At 65.7% G+C, this 19,767-nt stretch carries 18 protein-coding genes; 15 read left to right on the top strand and 3 right to left on the bottom strand.

Annotated features, from left to right (window positions below):
• Window positions 1-37 precede the first annotated feature (37 nt).
• Together ffh and SD72_RS17015 are read left to right on the top strand one after the other, a co-directional pair.
• Window positions 38-1,600 carry a signal recognition particle protein gene (ffh, locus tag SD72_RS11640; protein WP_042544627.1) on the top strand — a complete coding sequence of 521 codons (1,563 nt, stop codon included), beginning with the start codon at window positions 38-40 and terminating at the stop codon, window positions 1,598-1,600.
• 72 nt (window positions 1,601-1,672) lie between these two features.
• On the top strand, window positions 1,673-2,725 hold the full coding sequence (locus SD72_RS17015; protein ID WP_052492642.1) for a hypothetical protein: 1,053 nt from the start codon (window positions 1,673-1,675) through the stop codon (window positions 2,723-2,725).
• Here SD72_RS17015 and SD72_RS11630 read toward each other — a convergent pair.
• On the bottom strand, window positions 2,722-3,708 hold the full coding sequence (locus tag SD72_RS11630; RefSeq protein WP_042544626.1) for an aldose 1-epimerase family protein: 987 nt from the start codon (window positions 3,706-3,708) through the stop codon (window positions 2,722-2,724). The genes SD72_RS17015 and SD72_RS11630 overlap by 4 nt on opposite strands.
• Window positions 3,709-3,912: 204 nt before the next feature.
• On the opposite strand from SD72_RS11630, the gene SD72_RS11625 reads away from it, so the two are divergent.
• From SD72_RS11625 to SD72_RS11565, 13 genes are all read left to right on the top strand, one after another.
• Window positions 3,913-5,679, top strand: coding sequence for an ABC transporter substrate-binding protein (locus SD72_RS11625; protein ID WP_042544625.1), 1,767 nt, complete (start codon window positions 3,913-3,915; stop codon window positions 5,677-5,679).
• A 91-nt stretch (window positions 5,680-5,770) separates the two neighbouring features.
• Window positions 5,771-7,618: an ABC transporter ATP-binding protein gene (locus SD72_RS11620; protein WP_042544624.1), complete on the top strand. Its 1,848-nt coding sequence runs from the start codon at window positions 5,771-5,773 to the stop codon at window positions 7,616-7,618.
• Complete coding sequence (locus SD72_RS11615) at window positions 7,615-8,580, top strand: ABC transporter permease (RefSeq protein ID WP_232299746.1); 966 nt, start codon at window positions 7,615-7,617, stop codon at window positions 8,578-8,580. The genes SD72_RS11620 and SD72_RS11615 overlap by 4 nt, the downstream gene beginning before the upstream one ends.
• Window positions 8,577-9,542 (top strand): ABC transporter permease, encoded by a 966-nt coding sequence (locus SD72_RS11610; RefSeq protein WP_042544623.1) that lies wholly within the window; start codon window positions 8,577-8,579, stop codon window positions 9,540-9,542. Before SD72_RS11615 ends, SD72_RS11610 begins: the two co-directional genes overlap by 4 nt.
• Window positions 9,539-10,834 (top strand): alpha/beta fold hydrolase, encoded by a 1,296-nt coding sequence (locus tag SD72_RS11605; protein WP_042544622.1) that lies wholly within the window; start codon window positions 9,539-9,541, stop codon window positions 10,832-10,834. Before SD72_RS11610 ends, SD72_RS11605 begins: the two co-directional genes overlap by 4 nt.
• Window positions 10,835-10,867: 33 nt before the next feature.
• The gene (locus tag SD72_RS11600) at window positions 10,868-12,376 is read left to right on the top strand and encodes an aminopeptidase P family protein (RefSeq protein ID WP_332307506.1); all 1,509 of its coding nucleotides are present in this window, start codon (window positions 10,868-10,870) and stop codon (window positions 12,374-12,376) included.
• 172 nt (window positions 12,377-12,548) lie between these two features.
• A complete protein-coding gene (rpsP, locus tag SD72_RS11595) occupies window positions 12,549-12,971 on the top strand; it encodes a 30S ribosomal protein S16 (protein WP_042544621.1) in 423 nt (140 codons plus the stop codon).
• A 14-nt stretch (window positions 12,972-12,985) separates the two neighbouring features.
• Window positions 12,986-13,237, top strand: a complete 252-nt coding sequence (locus tag SD72_RS11590; protein ID WP_042544620.1) for an RNA-binding protein — start codon at window positions 12,986-12,988, stop codon at window positions 13,235-13,237.
• A gap of 114 nt (window positions 13,238-13,351) precedes the next feature.
• On the top strand, window positions 13,352-13,864 hold the full coding sequence (gene rimM, locus SD72_RS11585; RefSeq protein ID WP_232299748.1) for a ribosome maturation factor RimM: 513 nt from the start codon (window positions 13,352-13,354) through the stop codon (window positions 13,862-13,864).
• Entirely contained in the window at window positions 13,861-14,571 is a 711-nt protein-coding gene (gene trmD, locus SD72_RS11580; RefSeq protein ID WP_042544618.1) for a tRNA (guanosine(37)-N1)-methyltransferase TrmD, read from the top strand. The genes rimM and trmD overlap by 4 nt, the downstream gene beginning before the upstream one ends.
• 9 nt (window positions 14,572-14,580) lie before the next feature.
• Window positions 14,581-15,942, top strand: coding sequence for a Mur ligase family protein (locus SD72_RS11575; protein ID WP_042544617.1), 1,362 nt, complete (start codon window positions 14,581-14,583; stop codon window positions 15,940-15,942).
• Window positions 15,942-16,667, top strand: coding sequence for a type 1 glutamine amidotransferase (locus SD72_RS11570; RefSeq protein WP_042544616.1), 726 nt, complete (start codon window positions 15,942-15,944; stop codon window positions 16,665-16,667). Before SD72_RS11575 ends, SD72_RS11570 begins: the two co-directional genes overlap by 1 nt.
• Window positions 16,668-16,885: 218 nt before the next feature.
• The gene (locus SD72_RS11565) at window positions 16,886-17,443 is read left to right on the top strand and encodes a YceI family protein (RefSeq protein WP_042544615.1); all 558 of its coding nucleotides are present in this window, start codon (window positions 16,886-16,888) and stop codon (window positions 17,441-17,443) included.
• A 51-nt stretch (window positions 17,444-17,494) separates the two neighbouring features.
• On the opposite strand, the gene SD72_RS11560 is transcribed toward SD72_RS11565, so the two are convergent.
• Both SD72_RS11560 and SD72_RS11555 read right to left on the bottom strand, forming a co-directional pair.
• The gene (locus SD72_RS11560; RefSeq protein WP_052492640.1) at window positions 17,495-18,562 is read right to left on the bottom strand and encodes an FUSC family protein; all 1,068 of its coding nucleotides are present in this window, start codon (window positions 18,560-18,562) and stop codon (window positions 17,495-17,497) included.
• Window positions 18,559-19,611 carry an App1 family protein gene (locus SD72_RS11555; protein WP_042544614.1) on the bottom strand — a complete coding sequence of 351 codons (1,053 nt, stop codon included), beginning with the start codon at window positions 19,609-19,611 and terminating at the stop codon, window positions 18,559-18,561. The genes SD72_RS11560 and SD72_RS11555 overlap by 4 nt, the downstream gene beginning before the upstream one ends.
• Between the last annotated feature and the right edge of the window lie 156 nt (window positions 19,612-19,767).

Here is a 19,767-nt window from a genome sequence, read left to right as displayed (position 1 = left end):
GCCGGCGGGGAGCGCGGCGCGGTAGACTGTGTGCACTATGGCTACTTTCGGCACCCTCTCCTCGCGGCTTACCGACACCTTCAAGAACCTCCGCACGAAGGGAAAGCTCTCAGCGGCTGACGTTGACGGCACGGTTCGGGAGATCCGTCGCGCCCTTCTCGAGGCCGACGTCTCCCTTGACGTCGTCAAGGACTTCACGGGCAAGGTGCGCGAGCGCGCCCTCGGCGACGAAGTCAACCGCGCGCTGAACCCTGCCCAGCAGGTCGTGCAGATCGTCAACGAAGAGCTCGTCGAGGTGCTCGGCGGCGACCAGCGGCGCCTGCAGTTCGCGAAGAACCCGCCGACCGTGATCATGCTCGCAGGCCTCCAGGGCGCGGGCAAGACGACGCTCGCCGGCAAGCTTGCGAAGTGGCTCAAGGGTCAGGGGCACACGCCGCTGCTCGTCGCGTGTGACCTCCAGCGCCCGAACGCCGTCACGCAGCTCGGTGTTGTCGCCGAGCAGGCCGGAGTCGCGATTTTCGCTCCGGAGCCGGGCAATGGCGTCGGCAACCCGGTCAAGGTTGCGAAGCAGGGCGTCGCTGAAGCGCGGGCCAAGCAGTATGACTTCGTGATCATTGATACCGCGGGACGCCTCGGTGTTGACGCCGAGATGATGCAGCAGGCAAGCGACATTCGCAAGGCAACCAACCCCGACGAGGTGCTGTTCGTCATCGACTCGCTCATTGGGCAGGACGCCGTCGCGACCGCACAAGCATTCCAGGAGGGCGTCGACTTCACTGGCGTCGTGCTCACGAAGCTTGACGGTGATCAGCGAGGTGGCGCTGCGCTTTCAATCCGTGGCGTGACCGGCAGGCCGATCCTGTTCGCATCGACGGGAGAGGGGCTCGACGACTTCGAGCAGTTCCACCCCGATCGTATGGCGAGCCGAATTCTTGACCTCGGCGACATCCTTACCCTCATCGAGCAGGCGCAGAGCGCGTTCGACGAGGACGAGGCGAAGAAGGTCGCCGAGAAGATCGCGAAGGACGAGTTCACGCTCGACGACTTCCTCGGTCAGATGCAGCAGCTGCGCGGTGCCGGCTCCATCAAGAAGATGATGGGCATGCTTCCCGGCATGGGCAAGATGAAGGATCAGCTCGAGAACTTCGACGAGCGCGAGATCATCCGCACTGAGGCGATCATCCAGTCGATGACGCAGGACGAGCGGAAGAACCCGAAGATCCTCAACGGTTCGCGCCGGCTCCGCATTGCTAAGGGTTCCGGCATGACGGTCACCGACGTGAACTCGCTCGTGCAGCGCTTCGAGCAGGCCGCGAAGATGATGAAGACCGTCGCGCGCGGCGGCATGCCCCAGATCCCCGGCATGGGCCCGGTCCCAGGGATGGGTGGCCACGGCGGCAAGAAGAAGCAGCAGCAGAAGGGCAAGGGCGCGAAGCGTTCCGGCAACCCCGCAAAGCGCGCGCAGCTCCCAGCGGAGACGCCCGCGACGCAGGGTGGATCGGGCTTCGGCCTCGGCGGCGCAGCCGGTGCAGGGGGAGCGGCGCCGAGCCCCGAGGAAATGGAAAAGCTGCAGCAGATGCTTGGTGGTGGACTCCGCTAGGTGGGAGGACGGCAGCGTCAGGAGCTCCCTGGCGGCCGACTCACTCAACTCCTGGAGGCCTGGCCTGCAAGGGTGACGTGGGCCCAGGTGCGCGAGGAAGACCCGACGGTCTTCCGGCAGGCTGCCCTTGGCGGTCTCCTCGTGTGCGGGGCGATCCTTGTGACGCTGCTCTGGTGCCTGCTCACGTTTGACTGGCCGACGCTACTTGAGTTGCCTGGACTGCTCGAGTGGATGCGGCCGCTGCTCATGGTCGTGTCGCTCTTCGGGGCGATCCTGCTGTGGCTGTTTGGCGTGATCCTGCTTTCGCTCCCGTCGGACACGAAGCGTGCGCTTGCGTTCAAGGGATACGCGGAGCGGGTAGGCCTGACGTTTTCCCGGTTCGGGTTTGCTTCGCCGGTGCTCGGCGTGTTCTTCGCCGAAAAGCTGCCGGGCCTTCGCGACCCAGCACGGGTGCGCCCGCCAATGAGCGCCGAGCCGCCAGCGTCGCTCTTTCGCACGACCTACGTGCTGTGGGCGGGCCGAGACGGACTGCACCCGCGCCTGCAGTTTGGTATCGCCGCGCACCAGGGCGACAAGAGCTCTCCGAAGGGGCCGCGGCACGCGTTTCGCTACCTGTCGATGCGGCTTCCGCGTGCGCTGCCGCACCTCATCATTGATGCCCGCGGCAACGGGAGTCTGCGCTCGCTGCTTCCAGGCTCGCAACGGTTGCAGCTCGAGGGAGACTTCGACCGCCATTTCACGGCGTACGTGCCAGCGGGTTATGAGCGCGACGCGCTCGAGCTCCTCACTCCCGACGTCATGGCGTGCCTCATCGACCATGGGCGGTCCTGGGACATCGAGGTCATCGATGACACGCTGCAGCTCGCATCGACCAAGCTTCGCAAGCGGAGTGACCGCGGGGAGTCGGCGGCAATGCTGTTGTTTGCCGAACTTGTTGGGGCTGAGCTTGGGCACCAGGCGGCGACGTATTCTGACCCGCGCGCGAAGACGCCTCGCGTGCAGGTCGCCGCTCAGGGCCGCCGCCTGCGGCGACGCTCGACCGTGTGGACGACTGCGGCGTTTATCGTCGGCATCGGCGTGATGTTGGGCTACCCCTTTGTGCTGGGGTGGCTGCTCGACCGCTAAGCGGTTGCGTGTGGTGGCTCGAGTTGCGCGTGTGGGGGCTCGATCGGGGCGATGGTCCACGACGCTGATACCTCGTCGCCCGGCGCGATGATGAGGAGGTCCTCACCCGATTGGAACGCCGCCGGAGGGCACGTCATGGGCTCGACGGCGAGGCCCAGCCGGTTGAGCCGGAGGTTCGGCTGATCGGCAGTGTGCACCTGCACCCAGCGGCAGCGCTCGTCGAAGCGGATCTCGGCGCCGCGGCCGGAGCGGTCGGTGACGCGCACGCGGGCGAGCCCGTCTTGTCCGCGGGTGAGCCCCGTGAATGCGTGGTCGAGCTCTGCTCTGCCGATCGCCCGCGCCTCGCGGTAGTCGAAGCGTGTTGGATCGTGGTCGACTGCAGCTGTCGCACGCGGCGAGAGCCTGTCGTCGGTGAGTAGCACGGTGTCTGCAGGGAGCGTGAGCGTCCATGAGTCGAGCGGCCCGTCTGGGGCGACGAGGTAGGGGTGTGGCCCCGTTCCGAAGGGTGCGGGTGTGTCCGCGTTGTTCTTCGCGTTCACCGTCTGCGTGAGACCGTCTGGGCCGAGTCGGTACGTGGTGGTCAGTGCGATGCGCCAGGGGTAGCCGGGTTGCGGCACGATCTCGGTTGCGAGCGTGACGGCGTGCTCGGCGTGCACGAGCACGGTCCAGTCGAGCCAGCTCACGAGGCCGTGGAGGGCGTGTCCGCGGCCGGGCTCGGTGAGGGGAAGTTGCTGCTCGCCCTGAAAGAGGTAGCTGCCGTCTGGGATCCGGTTCGGCCAGGGGGCGAGCGTTGCTCCCCTGAAGGATGGCCTGATCTCTGTTGCGGTGAAGGGGAGCACGAGGTCGCGGTCGTAGGCGCGGTAGCTCGCGAGCGAGGCGCCGACCGTGACGATCCGGGCCTCGGAGTCCCCGAGCGAAATAGATAGCTCTGCCCCCGAGGGGTTGCTGCTCAGCTCGAATTCCGTTTGATCGCTTCGCTCCATGCACTCATCGTAGTCCGCGCGTTCGGGCATTGTCCTGCGAGTTTTTGGGGCCTACCACCATCGCCGCGGGGTTTCTGTGAGTGTTGTCGGGCTCTCATTTAGCAAGAACCCTTTGACATGTACTATGGTACTGGTGATGTGATTCACATCCGGTGCGTCGGAACGGCGCAGGGAATGCCAACTCAGTGATTCAAAGGTGACTCTATGGCTCGAAAGAAGATTCTCTCAGGCGTCGCGCTCGGCGCTGCCGCGATGCTCCTGCTCAGCGGGTGTGCGACAGGCGGCTCAGGCGACTCAGGCGCGACCGACGGCGAGGCAACGGCTGGAGGTACGCTCAAGGTCCTCGCAAACGGCGATGTGGATCGCCTCGACCCACAGCTCACCGCATACGTGCCGGTGAACAGCGTCGTCCGTTCGCTCTCGCGTTCGCTGCTCAACTATGAGGCCTCAAACGACGTCGACGAGCGCATCGCGCTGACCGGCGACCTCGCCGAGGAAGTTCCCGTTGCGAGCGAGGATGGGCTGACCTACGAGATCAAGCTCCGCGAGGGCGCGACGTGGGACGCTCCTGACGGCGCGCGCCCAATCGTCGCGGGCGACGTCGCGCGCGGCATCGAGCGGATCTGCAACCCGCACATTGGTGCGGCGCTCGGCGGCTACTTCATCAACCTCATCGAGGGCATGAACGAATACTGCGAAGGCTTCGCAGGCGTCGCTGCCGAGCCAGCAGCGATGAAGGAATACATCGAGTCAAATGACATCGCTGGCATCGCCACCCCCGACGACCAGACGGTGATCTTCACCCTCGTTGAGCCCGCATCGGACTTCACGTCGATGCTCAGCCTCCCCACCGCGAACCCCGCGCCCATTGAGGTGCTCGACTACCTCCCGGATTCCCCCGAATACCGCGAGAACTTTGTCGCATCGGGCCCGTACACCGTCGGCTCGTACACGCCAGACGTGAAGTGGGAGTTCGTGCGCAACGAGTCGTGGAACGCCGACAGCGATCCGCTCCGCAAGGCCTACGTCGACAAGATCGAGATGACGATGGGCGTCGAGGGCGACGCGGCGATGCAGCAGCTGCAGGCTGGCTCAGCCGACATGCTGTTCGACCTCAGCCCGAGCCCCGCGAACATTCAGCAGCTCACCGCGGCGAACGACGAGAAGTTCACCACGATGGAGAACGGCGGCATCGACCAGTTCATGTGGTTCAACACCGCAACGACGAACAACAACAGCGCGCTGCAGAAGCTCGAGGTTCGCCAGGCGATTCAGTACGCGATTGACAAGCCTGCCGTCGTCCAGGTCATGGGCGGAGAAGACATCGCGGCGGTCACGAACGGTATCTTCGGCCCCGGCATCAACGGCTACGAGGACTTCAGCCTCTACGGCGACAAGAGCGGCAAGGCCGATCCCGAGAAGGCGAAGGCGCTTCTCAAGGAGGCTGGCGTCGAGAACCTCACCCTGAAGTTCCCCTACCGCAACGTCGGCACGCAGCCCGATATCGCGCAGACCGTGCAGGCAAGCCTTGAGGCCGCGGGCATCACCGTCGAGCTGTTCCCCGTCCCGCCGACTGACTATTACGCGAACTTCATGACGAACCGCGAGAATGCCTCGAGCGGCGAGTGGGACGTTGCGCTCGTCGGCTGGTCGCCCGACTGGGTAGGTGGAGCTGCTCGCAGCGTCTTCCAGCCGCAGTTCACGTTCGATGGCACCCCGCAGTCCTACAACTACGTCGATTTCAACAGCGACAAGGCCAACGAGCTCGCCGACCAGGCCCTCGCTGCTGCGACGCCAGAGGAAGCTGGCAAGCTCTGGCACGAGGTCGACAAGACCGTCATGGCCGAGTCACCCATCGTGAGCATCGTCTCGCGCAAGAAGGCGAACTACCACTCAGACCGCGTGCAGAACTTCCAGATCTACGCGCTCGCCCAAAACGGCGACTGGGCAAACGTTTGGCTCAAGCAGTAACACGCGGGTAGCCAGCTCGTGGGGCGGCGGAAGCATCGCCGCCCCACGAGCGCCAACCCCACCTGCACACCATCACAATCTGGGAGAACGAGTGGCAATACTCGATGTTCGGAATCTCGTAATCGACATTCCGACAGAAGACGGCGCTGTCCACGCCGTGCAAGACGTATCTTTTTCGGTGAACGAGGGCGAGTTCTTCGGCATCGTCGGCGAATCTGGTTCAGGCAAGTCCGTGCTCGTCCAGTCGATCATGGGCCTCATTCCGCAGTCGAAGCGCTCGGGTGAGGTCTTCTTCCAGGGGGAGAACCTGCTCACGCTCTCCGAGGAGGGCCTGCGCAAGAAGCGCGGCGCAGAGATCAGCATGATCTTCCAGGATCCGCTGTCGAGCCTGCACCCGCAGTACACAATCGGGTGGCAGATCGTCGAGCAGATCCGCGCTCACGAAAACGTGTCGAAGGAGGCCGCGAAGGCCCGCGCGATTGAGCTGCTCGAGAAAGTGCGTATCCCCGACGCGGCAGCGCGCTTCGACGCATACCCGCACCAGTTCTCAGGCGGCATGCGCCAGCGCGTCATGATCGCAATGAGCCTGTCACTGAACCCAGCGCTCATCATCGCCGACGAGCCGACAACGGCGTTGGATTCGACCGTGCAGGCGCAGATCCTCGACCTCCTCGCTGAGATGCGCGAAGACTTTGGCGCAACCGTGCTGATGATCAGCCACGATCTCGGCATTCTCTCCCGCGTCGCCGACCGCGTCATGGTCATGTACGGCGGCCGCAAGCTTGAGAGCGGCACGAGCGACAACGTGCTCGGCAACCCCGCGCACCCCTATACGGCAGGGCTGCTGCGCTCGTCGTCATTCAACCGCGCTCCTGGCACACCGCTCATCCCGATTGGCGGCAGGCCGCCGAGCCTGCTGAACCCGCCGACCGGCTGCGTCTTCCGTGACCGGTGCCCGAACGCCATGGACATCTGCGGTGAGGCACCGCCGCTCCAGAAATTTGACGACGGCACCGAGTCTCTCTGCTGGCTGACAACCCCGCCCGTCGAGCCGCCGGCGCCCGAGCTGCCCGAGGCCGAGATCGTCGCGTCGAACGACGACAGCATCGTCGACGTCGAGCATCTCACGCTCACGTTCCCGCAGCGCCGCGGCGAAGACCGCACGGTGCTCGAGGACATCTCCATCCAGGTGCGCCGCGGCGAGACCCTCGGACTCGTCGGCGAGAGCGGCTGCGGCAAGACGACGCTCGCGCGCGCAATTGCCGGTCTCATTCCGCCAACCTCAGGCGTCATCCGTTTCGACGGCGAAGACACGGCCGAACTCACGAGCGCCGAGTGGCGGCAGATGCGGCGCAAGGTGCAGGTCGTGTTCCAGGATCCGTTCGGGTCGCTGAACCCGAAGCGCCGCGTCGGCTCGATCATTGGGGACCCGTTCCGGATCCACAAGGTTGCGCGGGGCGACGACAGGCTCGCCCGCGTGCAGGAGCTCATGGAGATCGTTGGCCTCAACCCCGAACACTACAACCGCTTCCCGTCGCAGTTCTCAGGCGGGCAACGCCAGCGCATCGGCATCGCGCGCGCAATCGCGCTGAACCCCGAGCTCGTGATTCTCGACGAGCCGGTCTCCGCGCTCGACGTCTCGATCCAGGCGCAGGTGCTCAACCTCCTCGACGAGCTGCAGCGCGAGCTCGGCCTCACATACCTGTTCATCTCCCACGACCTCGCGGTTGTGCGGCACGTCTGCGACCGGATCGCGGTCATGGACGGCGGCAAGATCATCGAGCTCGGCACGGCGGAGGCCGTCTACGGCGAACCGCAGCAGGCCTTCACCAAGAAGCTGCTCTCGGCGGCGGCCCCCGAGATCCCACGCGTCGAACGGGAACGCGTGCTCGTTGGCGCGGTGTCCCGCGAAACGCCGGCCGAAGGAGGCCTCAAGTGAACCGCGTGTTCTCGAAAGAAACGAAGCTCATCACGACCCCCGGGTACGCGGCGCAAAAGGTCGCCGATATTCAGGCGAAAAGCTCAGCACAGCTCACCATTGCGCGCCTCGTGCGCGACCCAGCGAGCGTGCTCTCCGCCCTCATGATCGTCGGCATCGTGCTCTTCGCAATCGGTGCACCGCTCGTCGCGCAGTGGACGGGCCACGGGCCCGCCGAGCAGTTCCGCGAGACTGGGCTCTCGGCCGCTGGCATCCCCGTCGGCCCGAGCGGCGAGTTCCTGCTCGGCACCGATCAGCTCGGCCGCGACGTGCTCGTTCGCCTCGCATACGGCGCCAGAGTCTCGCTGCTCGTCGGTGTCGTGGCCTCGCTCATCGCGTCGCTGATCGGCGTGATCGTCGGTGCGACCGCGGGCTTCTTCGGTGGCTGGGTCGACACGCTGCTCAGCCGCGTCATCGACCTCGTGATGAGCGTCCCGTTCCTGCTCGTCGCGATCGCGCTCGTCGCGGTGCTCGGCCCGAGCCTCGGGCTGTCGATCATCGTTATTGTGTTCTTCAGCTGGGCTGGGCTCGCGCGCGTTATCCGCGGCCAGGTGCTCGCGATTCGCGAGCGAGAGTACATTGAGGCCGCTCGCTCGCTCGGTGAGTCCCGCTGGTCCATTATGGTCCGCGACGTGCTTCCGAACCTCGTCGTGCCCATCATTGTGTACACGACGCTCGGCATTCCGGCGGCCGTCGTCTTCGAGGCGACGCTGTCGTTCCTCGGCCTCGGTATTGTGCCGCCGACCCCGAGCTGGGGCAACATGCTCGCCGACGCCGCGAACGGCTCGATGTACATGGTCGCGCCGTGGATGGTGCTTGTGCCTGGCCTCGCGCTCCTCGCGCTCACCCTCGCGTTCAATCTGCTCGGCGACGGCCTCCGCGACGCACTCGATCCGACTTCCTCGAAGGGCAACAAAGCATGATTCGCTACTTCCTGTCACGGGTAGGCTTCGGCGCGCTCGTGCTCTTCCTGCTCAGCGTGTTCGTCTTCGTGCTGTTCTACGTCTCGCCGTCCGACCCCGCCCGCATCATCGCGGGCGACAAGGCGACCGAGGCGCTCATGGAACAGATCCGCGTGAACCTCGGGCTCGACAAGCCCATGATCCAGCAGTACTTCATGTTCCTCGGCAACCTCCTCCAGGGCGACCTGGGCTTCTCGTACCGCTCGAACCTGCCCGTATGGGACCTGCTCGTGCGCCGCATCCCCGTGACGATGTCGCTCGTCTTCGGCGCCGTGTTTGTGTGGCTCGCGATCGGCATCCCGATCGGCATCAGCTCGGCGAAGCACCCGGGAACGCTGCGCGATCGCATCGGCCAGGGGTTTGCGATCATCGGCATCAGCTTCCCAACGTTCGTGCTCGGCATGATCGCGCTCTACACCCTGTACTTCCTGCCGACGAAAATGGGCATCACCCTGTTCCCGCCCTCGGGGTACATCGCGTTCGGCGAGAACCCCGGCCAGTGGGCGTGGCACCTGATCCTGCCGTGGCTCACGCTCGCGCTCGTGATCGCGGCCGTGTACGCCAGGCTCACGCGCGGGCAGATGCTCGACGTGCTCGGCCAGGACTACATCCGCACGGCGCGCGCGAAGGGGCTCACGGAGCGCCGGGTGACGTACGTGCACGCGTTCCGTTCGGCGATGCCGCCGCTCGTCACGCAGCTCGGGATCGACATCGGTATGCTCCTCGGAGGCGTGATCGTCATCGAGCAGGTGTTCGGCCTCCCAGGGGTCGGATCGCTCGCCGTGACGAGCGTTGCGATGCAGGATCGCCCCGTGGTGATAGCGATCGTGCTGCTCGGCGGAGTGTTCGTCGTGCTGTCGAACCTCATCGTTGACACCCTCTACGCGCTGCTTGATTCGAGAGTAAGGACTGCCCGAAAATGACTGACTGGTATCCCATCGGAACCCGCCTCGTTGCCCGCGACCTCTGGGTCGAGGTGCCGCTTGACTGGAAGGAGCCAGCGGGGGAGACCATCAGGGTCTTCGCCCGCGAGGTCGTCGACGCGACCAAGCGCGACGCAGACCTGCCGCTCCTCGTCTTCCTCCAGGGTGGACCTGGCGGCAAGTCGCCGCGGCCGCTCGAGGCGGACGGATGGATCGGCGACGCGACCCGTCGATTCCGTGTCATCCTGCCCGATCAGCGGGGGACAGGCCGCTCGACTCCGCTGAGCGCTAGCTCGTTCGCTGAGCTCGATGCGGCAGCGGGCGCGCGGCTGCTCGCCCTGCACCGCCAGGATTCGATCGTGCGCGACTTCGAGGCGCTGCGCGAGGCGCACTTCCCTGGTCGCCAGTGGTGGACGCTCGGGCAGAGCTACGGCGGCTTCCTCACGCTGCAGTACCTCTCGCACTTCCCCGATTCGGTCGTCGCGTCCGCGATCACGGGTGGGCTGCCGAGCATAGACCCGGATCCCGAGGTCGTCTACGCGCGCACCTTCCCACGCATCGCGGAGAAGAACCGGCAGTTCCGTGCGCGGCACCCGCAGCTCGTGGATCGCATCTCCCGCGTCGCCGACCTGCTCGAGCGGGAAGAGGTGCGCCTGCCCGGAGGCGACAGGCTCACGGTGCGCAGGCTCCAGGTGCTCGGGATCGACTTCGGCATGCAGCCGGGCTTCGACCGCGTGCACTGGATCTTCGACGAGGCGTTCGCCGACGAGGCAGAGACGCGGCTCTCCGCCACGTTCCTCGCGACGGTCGAGGCCGAGACGAGCTTCGCGACGAACCCGCTGTTCATCGCACTGCAGGAGGCAATCTACGGGCCGGGTCCGAGCGCGTGGGCGGCGCAGCGCGAGCGCGAGCGCCACCCCGAGTTCGCAGAATCCGCCAGGCCGCTGAACTTCACCGGCGAAACCGTGTTCCCGTGGATGTTCTCTGAGATCTCAACGCTCACGGGCATCGAGGCTGCTGTCACGCACCTCGCCGCGAACGAGCAGCCCATCGAGATGTACGACCACGAGCAGCTCGCGCGGAACGCGGTGCCCGTCGAGGCCGCCGTCTACTACGACGATATGTACGTTGACGCGCAGCTCTCGCTCGACACCGCGGCCCGCGTCCCCGGCGTGCACGCGTGGGTGACCAACGAGTTCGAGCACGACGGGCTGCGGCTCGGCGATGTCGCCGAGCGCCTGTTCACGGCCCTCGAGCAGCGGCTTGGCGGTACGCGCAGCACGCGCGACTAATTTTTCACTGAACACTTCGAGAGGAAAACAGAAATGACCCACCACCACGACGGTCCGACGCTCAACGGACTCGGCAGCTCAGTTCGCGTAGTCGACTGGGAATCCGGCATGCCGAACTCGCGTGCGACACGTCGCGACCCGCGCATGCCGCTGCTGAGCGAGGTTCCCGGCTTCACGTCGTGGATGGCGGAGGGGTGGGGCGAAGCGTCGCGCGAGCTCAGCGTCGAGGCTGGTGCCGCGCAGGCGGCGGCGGATCACCGGGCCAGGCTCTCCGCGGAGCTTCCCGGTGAGACGCTCGTTGTGACCGCAGGTCGGTCGCAGCTGCGGGCGAACGACACCTACTTCGAGTTCCGTGCGGATAGTGATTTCCTGTGGACCGTCGGGCATGGCGTTGAGGACGCGGTGCTCGTCATGCGCCCTGTCGCGGGCGGGCACGACGCGACGCTCTACATCACGCCTCCTGCGCGGCCCGGCAGCCGCGGCTTCTTTGCCGACGCGAACCACGGCGAGCTGTGGGTCGGACCCATTGCTGGCACCGCCGAGGTGACGGAGGCCCTTGGGCTCACCGTGCGCCCGATCGCCGAGCTCGCAGAGGCTGGCGTGCCAGACAGTGCGCTCATCGCAGGCGCTGCCGTCGTCGCGCGGGGTGCTGGTGCCGCGCTCGAGGGCCGCGCGCGCTCGGCGCGGCTCGCGACGGTGCTCTCCGAGCTACGCCAGATCAAGGACGCGTGGGAGATTGCGCAGCTGCGCGCAGCGAACCTTGCGACCGTGGAAGGCTTCGCGGCAGTGAGCCGCGAGATTCCGCGCGCGATCGCGAGCGGGGGCGAGCGTTGGCTGCAGGGCACGTTCGACCGCCACGCGCGGACGGTCGGCCAGGCGCCAGGCTACGCGACAATCGTCGGCTCGGGAGCGCACGCGCCGATCCTCCACTGGGTGCGCACCGACGGCGACGTGCACCCCGACGAGATGCTGCTGCTCGACATGGGCGTTGAGATGCGCTCCGGGTACACCGCTGACGTCACGCGCACCCTGCCGGCGAGCGGCACGTTCACCGACGCTCAGCGCCGGGTGCACGACCTCGTCGAGAAGTCGCATCGGGCAGGGCTCGCCGCAGTGCAGCCGGGCAAGCTCTGGGCAGACTTCCACGCCGCGTGCATGGAGGTGCTCGCGCACGGGCTCGATGACTGGGGCATGCTGCCGGTGTCGGTCGACGAAGCGCTCTCCGAGCAGGGGCAGCACCATCGCCGCTACATCGTGTGTGGCGTCGGCCACCACCTCGGCCTCGACGTGCACGACTGTGATTCGTCGCGCTACGAGACCTACCTTGGCGGCACCGTGCAGCCGGGGATGGCGCTCACGGTCGAGCCGGGCCTGTACTTCCACTCGTGGGACGAAACGGTGCCCCCTGAGCTGCGCGGAATGGGTGTGCGAATCGAGGACGATCTCGTCGTCACCGAGACTGGTCACGAGGTGATTTCGGATGCGCTGCCGATCGATGCGGCGGGTCTCGAGGCGTGGATGCGGAGCGTCTCCGCGGAGTAGTGAGCCCACGGTGAGGCAAAACCCCTGGTCCCGTCAAAAATTGCAATTTGGGCCAGCGTGTGGCAAACTTACTGAGTTCGCAGAAATGCGTGCCACGCTTCCGCGCTCCTCGGTCTTCGAGGCCTGATGTTCGCGCGGTGTCACCTGTAACCCAACCTGAAGGAGCCAGCACATGGCAGTCAAGATTCGCCTCAAGCGCCTCGGCAAGATCCGCGCACCGTTCTACCGTATCGTCGTTGCAGACTCGCGCACCAAGCGCGACGGCCGCGTCATCGAGGAGATCGGCAAGTACCACCCGACCGAGAACCCCTCCTTCATCGAGGTTGACTCGGAGCGCGCGCAGTACTGGCTCAGCGTCGGCGCACAGCCGACCGAGCAGGTTGCAGCTCTCCTCAAGCTCACGGGCGACTGGGGCAAGTTCTCGGGCGAGGGCTCGACCGAGTCGAAGGTGCTCCCTCCCGAGCCGAAGGAAGTTTTCGAGGCTGACGCAAAGAAGAAGCCCGTCCTTCGCCCCAAGGCTGCAAAGCCGGTAGAGGCACCCGCCGAGACCGAGGCGCCGGCTGAAGAGGCCGCTGCTGAGACCACCGAGGCCTAAGACTCTTGGCTGAGATGGTACTCGCTGATGCGCTCGCGCATCTCGTGAAGGGTGTCGTTGATCACCCTGACGAGGTACGCATCAACCAGCGCGCGGGAAACCGTGGCGAGACCCTCGAGATTCGCGTGCACCCTGAAGATCTTGGGCGTGTGATTGGCCGCAGTGGCCGCACAGCTCAGGCGCTTCGCACGGTGATCGCAGCGCTTGCAACCGGCGATCGCGTGCGTGTCGACATTGTCGACACAGACGCACCAGAGGCCGGCTGATGGCGGACGCTCCCAAGCGTGCGCAAGCTCCCCCGTCCCGCTAGCGGGGCGGGGAGTTTGCGTGTCGGACGCTTGACGAAGCCGCACGGTCTCAAGGGTGGCGTGAAGCTTGAAATGTTCACGGACAACCCGGGTCTCCGATTTTTCCCAGGGGCCAAGTTCTTCCTGCAGGTGCCAGAGGATTCCCCCTGGTTCGGCAAGGACATCGAGCTCCGGGAGCTGCGCTGGTACAACGGGATGCCCGTTGGCTTCTTTGCTGAGGTGCCTGACCGCACCGCAGCTGAGAGCATCGTGCGCGCGATCCTGTGGATCGACGAGCAGGCTGTTGCGGCGGGTTCCGAGGAGAACGCATGGTACGACCATGAGCTCGTTGGGCTCGACGTCGTGCAGCCCGTCGAGGGCGGCGGCACCGAGAAGCTTGGAACCGTAGCTGAGGTGCAGCACTTCCCCGCGCAGGATCTGCTCTCGGTGAACACCCCGGGCGGAACCGTGCTCGTGCCCTTCGTTGAAGCGATCGTTCCGAGCATCGACATCGAGGCCGGTGTTGTCACCGTGACGCCACCAACCGGGCTGTTCGGTGACGGTGCAATCGAGGACGGGACGCAGAACCCGGGGGCAGGCGCGTGAGGATCGACGTCGTTACGATCTTCCCCGGGTACTTCGATGCCCTCGAGCTCTCGCTCATGGGGAAGGCCCGCGACAGGGGGCTCATAGACCTCCGCGTGCACGACCTGCGCGAGTCCGCCAACGACAAGCATCGAACGGTCGACGACACGCCGACCGGTGGCGGTGCTGGCATGGTTATGAAGCCGGAACCTTGGGCTCAGGCGCTCGACGGGATCCTTGCGGATTCCGTCGGCGCCGAGCCGGGGGAGTCCGACGAACCACTCATCATTTTTCCCTCGCCAGCCGGTGAGGTCTTCACTCAGGCGATGGCACGCGAGCTCGCGAGTGAGGCCCATCTCGTGTTTGGCTGCGGGCGATACGAAGGCATCGACCAGCGCGTGTTCGACGAATACGGTGAGCGCGGCCGGGTTCGCCTGGTGAGCATTGGTGACTACGTCTTGAACGGCGGTGAGGTCGCCTCCATCGCAATGATCGAGGCCATCGGCCGGCTGCTGCCAGGCGTGGTCGGTAACCCGGACAGTCTCGTCGAGGAATCGCACGAGGATGGGCTGCTCGAGTACCCCAGCTACACGAAGCCAGCGGAGTGGCGTGGCAGGCGCGTTCCTGACGTGCTGCTCTCTGGCAACCACGCTGCGATCAACGCGTGGCGACACGAACAGAGCCTTGAACGCACCAGACGCGTGAGGCCGGACCTGCTGGACGACTAATCTTGATGCATGCGTGATTTTTTCTCAGCGGCGACCGGCAAAACGGTTCGAGCACTGGCCAGACTTCGCGGTGGGGGGTCGGCGATGCCCGGCCTCGTTGTCGAACGCCTCGATCCTGGCTTCATGGCCAGGGTGCTTGAGCGGCTGCCGCTCGGCGTCATTGCCGTCAGCGGTACGAACGGCAAGACGACGACAACGAAGATGATCGTTGAGATGCTCGAGGCCCAGGGGCTCAGAGTGTTTACGAACAAGACCGGTTCGAATTTCTCTCGCGGCGTCGTCGCGGCGATCGTCGGCGAGAGCTCGCTCGGGGGCAAGCTCGACGCTGACGTCGCGGTGCTCGAGCTCGACGAAGCGCACGCGATGTTCTTCATTGAGCGAGTCAAGCCCCGCTTCACGCTCCTGCTCAACGTGCTTCGCGACCAGCTCGACCGCTTTGGTGAGATTGATACCACCGCGCGGTACCTGCAGCGTATCGCGGACGCGACGACCGACGTGCTTGTCGTAAACCGCGAGGATAGGCTGATCGCAGAGATCGGTGAGCGAACGCGCGCCAGGTCGGAGGCGGGCCCGGGCCCGGAGGTGCGGGAGTTTGGGCTCGCACCGGCGCTGCTGAGCACCTTTCCGGGCGACGACGACTTTCACGCTTCGCCGGCGACTGCTACCGGGGCGGGGGCGCAGCCCGATGCTGCCGGTGGCGCAGCTGCGGTCGACGTGCGCACCGAGGCCGACGTGACGCTTCTCGCGCTCGGGAAGAACGAAGCGACGTTCCGCATCGACGGCGAGGTGCACGAGACCCCGCTGCAGCTCGAGGGGCTGTACAACACCTACAACGCCGCTGCTGCGCTCGTCACTGTGCGCGCGGTGCTTGAGCGGGCGGTTGCTGTCGGGGCTGCTAAGACGGCGGCGACGGGGGCGGTGCTGGAATCGCTCGCTGTGGTTCGGCCGGCGTTTGGTCGCGGCGAGAAGCTCGAGCTCGACGGCCAGCCGCTCGAGCTCGTGCTTGTCAAGAATCCCGCCGGCTTCCGGCTCGGCCTCGCGTCGTTCGACGCTGAAGGCGTGGCGGTGATGATCGCGATCAATGATCAGTACGCCGATGGGCGTGACATGTCGTGGCTGTGGGACGTGGACTTCGGTTCGCTCGCTGCCGGCGGTGTGGATACCGTCTCCGGCACGCGAGCGTGGGACATGGTGCTCAGGCTCGAGCACGACGATGTGCCGGTTGGGGTCGTTGAGGAAGACCTCGGGGATGCCCTCGGTGCGTTCCGGGAGCGCACGCTTGGGCAGCCGCGGAGGATCTATTGCACCTATACGGCGATGCTGGGGTTGCGCAAGCGGCTCTCCGAGGTGACCGACGTGGAGGAAATCTGATGGCTGCTGAACGCGAACTCGTCATCGTGTCGCTGTACCCGCGCGACATGAACATCTACGGGGACCGTGGCAACCTGCTCGCGCTCACGCGGCGGGCGGTCGCGCACGGTTTCTCGCCCCGCGTCGTGGATCTCAACGTCGGCGATGCGATGCCAGAACAGGTCGACATCGTCATCGGGGGAGGTGGGCAGGACTCGGGGCAGGGTCGGGTCTCAGTCGACCTTGAACGGCGCGCTGAGGAGTTCACGGCGCTCGCTGCTGACGGAACCCCCATGTTGGTTATTTGTGGCCTCTATCAGCTGTTTGGGCATCGCTTCCTCACTCACTCGGGTGACACGCTGAAGGGGATCGGCGTGCTCGACGTTGAGACGCGCGGGGGAGCCGAGCGGATGATCGGCAACGTCGTAGTCGAATCGCGGGACTTTGGTGAGATCGTCGGCTACGAGAATCACAGCGGATACACCGTCCTCGGCCCTGGCTCCGAGCCCCTCGGCAAGGTCGTGCAGGGCGCTGGCAACAATCCGGACGACGGCACAGAGGGCGCGCGCACTGGCAACGTCCTTGGGAGCTACCTGCACGGTGCGCTGCTCCCGAAGAACCCTGCCATCAGCGATTTCCTCATTGAGACGGCGGCAGTCAGGCGCTACGGGGAGTTCGTGCCGCGCGTTGGAGAAGACGCGACTGCGGATCGGGCGCGCGCTGCTGCGAAGCGTCGCCCGCGCTAGCCAGAGCGCCTGCTCCCTCGGGTGCGGCCGCCGGTGCGCGGACGAAGCGAGGAAAAGTATTTTCACAATCTGGGAATAGATGCATGCGCATGTAAGTTGTTCCAGGTGTCCGCGACAGTGTCGGACGCCGCACGTTGCAAGTTTGGCAGTAGCCGAACGGCGCCACAGCAATGAGTCCGACACTCATTGGCACAACACATCTTGAAAGGTTTATTCTCATGACGTTCACCGCAGATCAGATCCCCGGCTACCGCGCAGGCACCTGGAAGATTGACGCCACGCACTCCGAGGTCGGGTTCGCGATCCGTCACCTGGCGATCAGCAAGGTTAAGGGCAAGTTCGAAGACTTCGATGCCACATTCGTGACCGGCGAAAACCCGCTCGATTCGAGCGTCACCGCATCGGCCGAGGTCGCGTCGGTGAACACGAACGAGAAGAACCGCGACGGACACCTCCGCACCGGTGACTTCTTCGAAGCGGAGCAGTTCCCACAGCTCACCTTCGCATCGAACGGCGTGCGCGTCGTCGACGGCGACTTCAAGGTAGACGGCGAGCTCACGATGCGCGGCGTGACGAAGCCCGTCACGTTCGACTTCGAGTTCGGCGGCTTTGGCGAGGACCCCTACGGCAACTACAAGGCTGGCTTCACCGCGAAGTCCGTCGTGAAGCGTGAAGACTTCGGCCTCACCTGGAATGCTCCGCTCGAAAAGGGCGGCTTCCTGCTCGGCGACGACGTCACCATCACGATCGACGTCCAGGCAGCTCTCGTTCAGTAGCTCACCCAGTAGCTCGCCCAGTAGGGCGGCTTCGCCCAGGTAGGCGGCCGGCTATTCGAGCTCGCCCGTGATCCTCCCGCGTACGCGCCTGAGGTCCTCCATGAGCGAGCCGATGAGCACCCAGTGACGCGGAGGCGGTCGTTGAATCGTGTACGGTGCGGTAAGCGCCGGCGGTTCAGGGGCCGCCTCCGCGCTGTCCTCGCGGACGACAAGGAGCCGAAGGTCGTGGGCGGCGCGGTGGATCTCTTGCCGCATTCCAATCACCGAGGGATCCTCGACGAGCTCGGGATCGTAGAGGTCGTAGAGTGCCCTCGACATCCCGATGACCTGCGTCACTATCGGTTGCACACGCTGGAAAAGCGCGTCGTCTTCGAGGAGTTGGCGCATGTGGCGGCGGCCGCGCGGGTTGAGCCTGAGGCTCTCGCGCGCTCGCCTGAGTGACGCGTGCACCTTCGCGCGCTCCTCGTGTAGCTCACGGGCCGAATCGAGCATGTCCTCAAGCCAGGGCTCGTCTCGCGGCTCGTCGAGCGCGTCAGCGAGGCGCTCGAGCGCCGCCGCGGCGTGCACCGTGAGCGAGGTGATTTCCTGGCGGGTGATGCCCGTCCGCACCGGAGCGGCGATCGCGGCGTTGACCGCGACACCGATCGCGGCCCCGATGAGCGTCTCCACGAGCCGCTCGACGCCGTAGCCGAGCTCTGATCCACCGAGCGCGATCATGAGCATCGCGGTGATCGCGATCTGGTTCGTGGAGGTCGCACTCATTCGCAAGAGCCAGCCAACGCCCATCGCGACGACGATCGCCGCAATGAATAGCCACGAGCTGGTCCCGAATAGCGCCCCAGCGCCAAGCGCTACCGACACCCCGAACAGTACGCCGACGACGCGCTCGATGCCCTTCGTGAGGGACTGGTCGACACTCTCCTGCACGACGATGAGTGCGGCGATAGCGCCAAACATGGGCAACGTGCCTGGAAAAATCATCAGGCACACGAACCAGCTGAGGATCGCGGCGCTGCCAGCCTTTGCGAGCTGCAGCCACGGTGGCCTTGCCGCAACGGTGAACCTGCCGGTGACGCGCTGCTCCGCGCGGCGCCACCACGGATCGACGAGCTCGCTCACAGCAGACCGAGCTTGCGGAGCTCCTCACTGAGAGTCGCGCCGTCTGGCCCGTACACCCAGGGGATCCCGCTCGCGTCCTTCTGCTGCTCCGCTTTTGAGCGCCCGCCAGCGAGCACTGCCTGACCGACGGAGAGCTGCCTGATGGCCACCGCCGCTACATTGCCCGGGTGCTCACGAGCGAACTCCGCGTAGAGGGACTCGTCGTGCTGGCCGTCGTCGCCGAATAGGATCCACCGGACTCCCGGGAACTCGGTGGCGAGGCGCTTGAGCTCCCGCTGTTTGTGCTCGCGGCCGCTGCGGAACCACCTGTCGTGTGTCGGGCCCCAGTCGGTGAGGAGCAACGGGCCCATGGGGTAGAGGTTTCGCGCGAGGAACCTGCTCAGGGCTGGCGCGGCGTTCCACGCACCCGTCGACAGGTAGATGAACGGGGAGCCTGGGTGGCGCTTCGCGAGCCGGTCGTACAGCACGGGCATCCCCGGGGTTGCCCGCCGTGCGGTCTCGTCGAGGACGAAGCTGTTCCACGCGGCAACGAACGGTTTGGGCAGCGCGGTGATGAGCACGGTGTCGTCGACGTCGGAGAGGACGCCGAGCTGTGATGCCGGTTCAACGATCTTCACGGGGGCGTGCGCCGCTTCCTCGTCGCTCACCTGGAGCGTGACCGTGTGCCAGCCGGGGGAGAGGGCGACACGCACGATCGAGTCGATTACGCCGCCGCGGTCGGCGACGACCTCCGCTGTCGGAACGTCGTCGACGAGCACGGTGATGCGCTGATAGGGCACGTAGACGCTCGTGAAGGTGCGCCAGCCGCGAATGCGCGACACCTCCTGCACGTCGGGCCTGAAGCGGGAATGCTCACTGGTGTCTGGCCGCAAGTACAGGACGCGGCCGAGCACGCGTACCCACTCCGTTGTGCCGTAGCCGATGTACGGAATGACCGAGGGAGTCTTCCCACGTTTGATGGCCTGCTTCGCCCTGCTCCGGTGCATCCGATCTTCAAACCGAGCCGCAAAGCGGGGTCGGCTGTCGGGCAGGTCGTCTGGCGAAGTCACTCAGCCAGTGTATGACGAATCAGCGAGAGCGATGTGCGGCTCCAAGGGAAAAGAATCTTGACGTCAAAATTGATTCGCAGGAAACTCTCAGCTTGCATATACTGGCAACAGTTGGCAGTTTAGCTGACGCCCCGCGGGTACACCCGCCCGTAGGGA

Origin of the sequence: Leucobacter komagatae, assembly GCF_000834055.1 — a bacterium.
Lineage (GTDB): Bacteria > Actinomycetota > Actinomycetes > Actinomycetales > Microbacteriaceae > Leucobacter > Leucobacter komagatae_A.
Note: the sequence above shows the minus strand (reverse complement) of the source record. Positions and strands in the feature narration are given on the sequence as shown.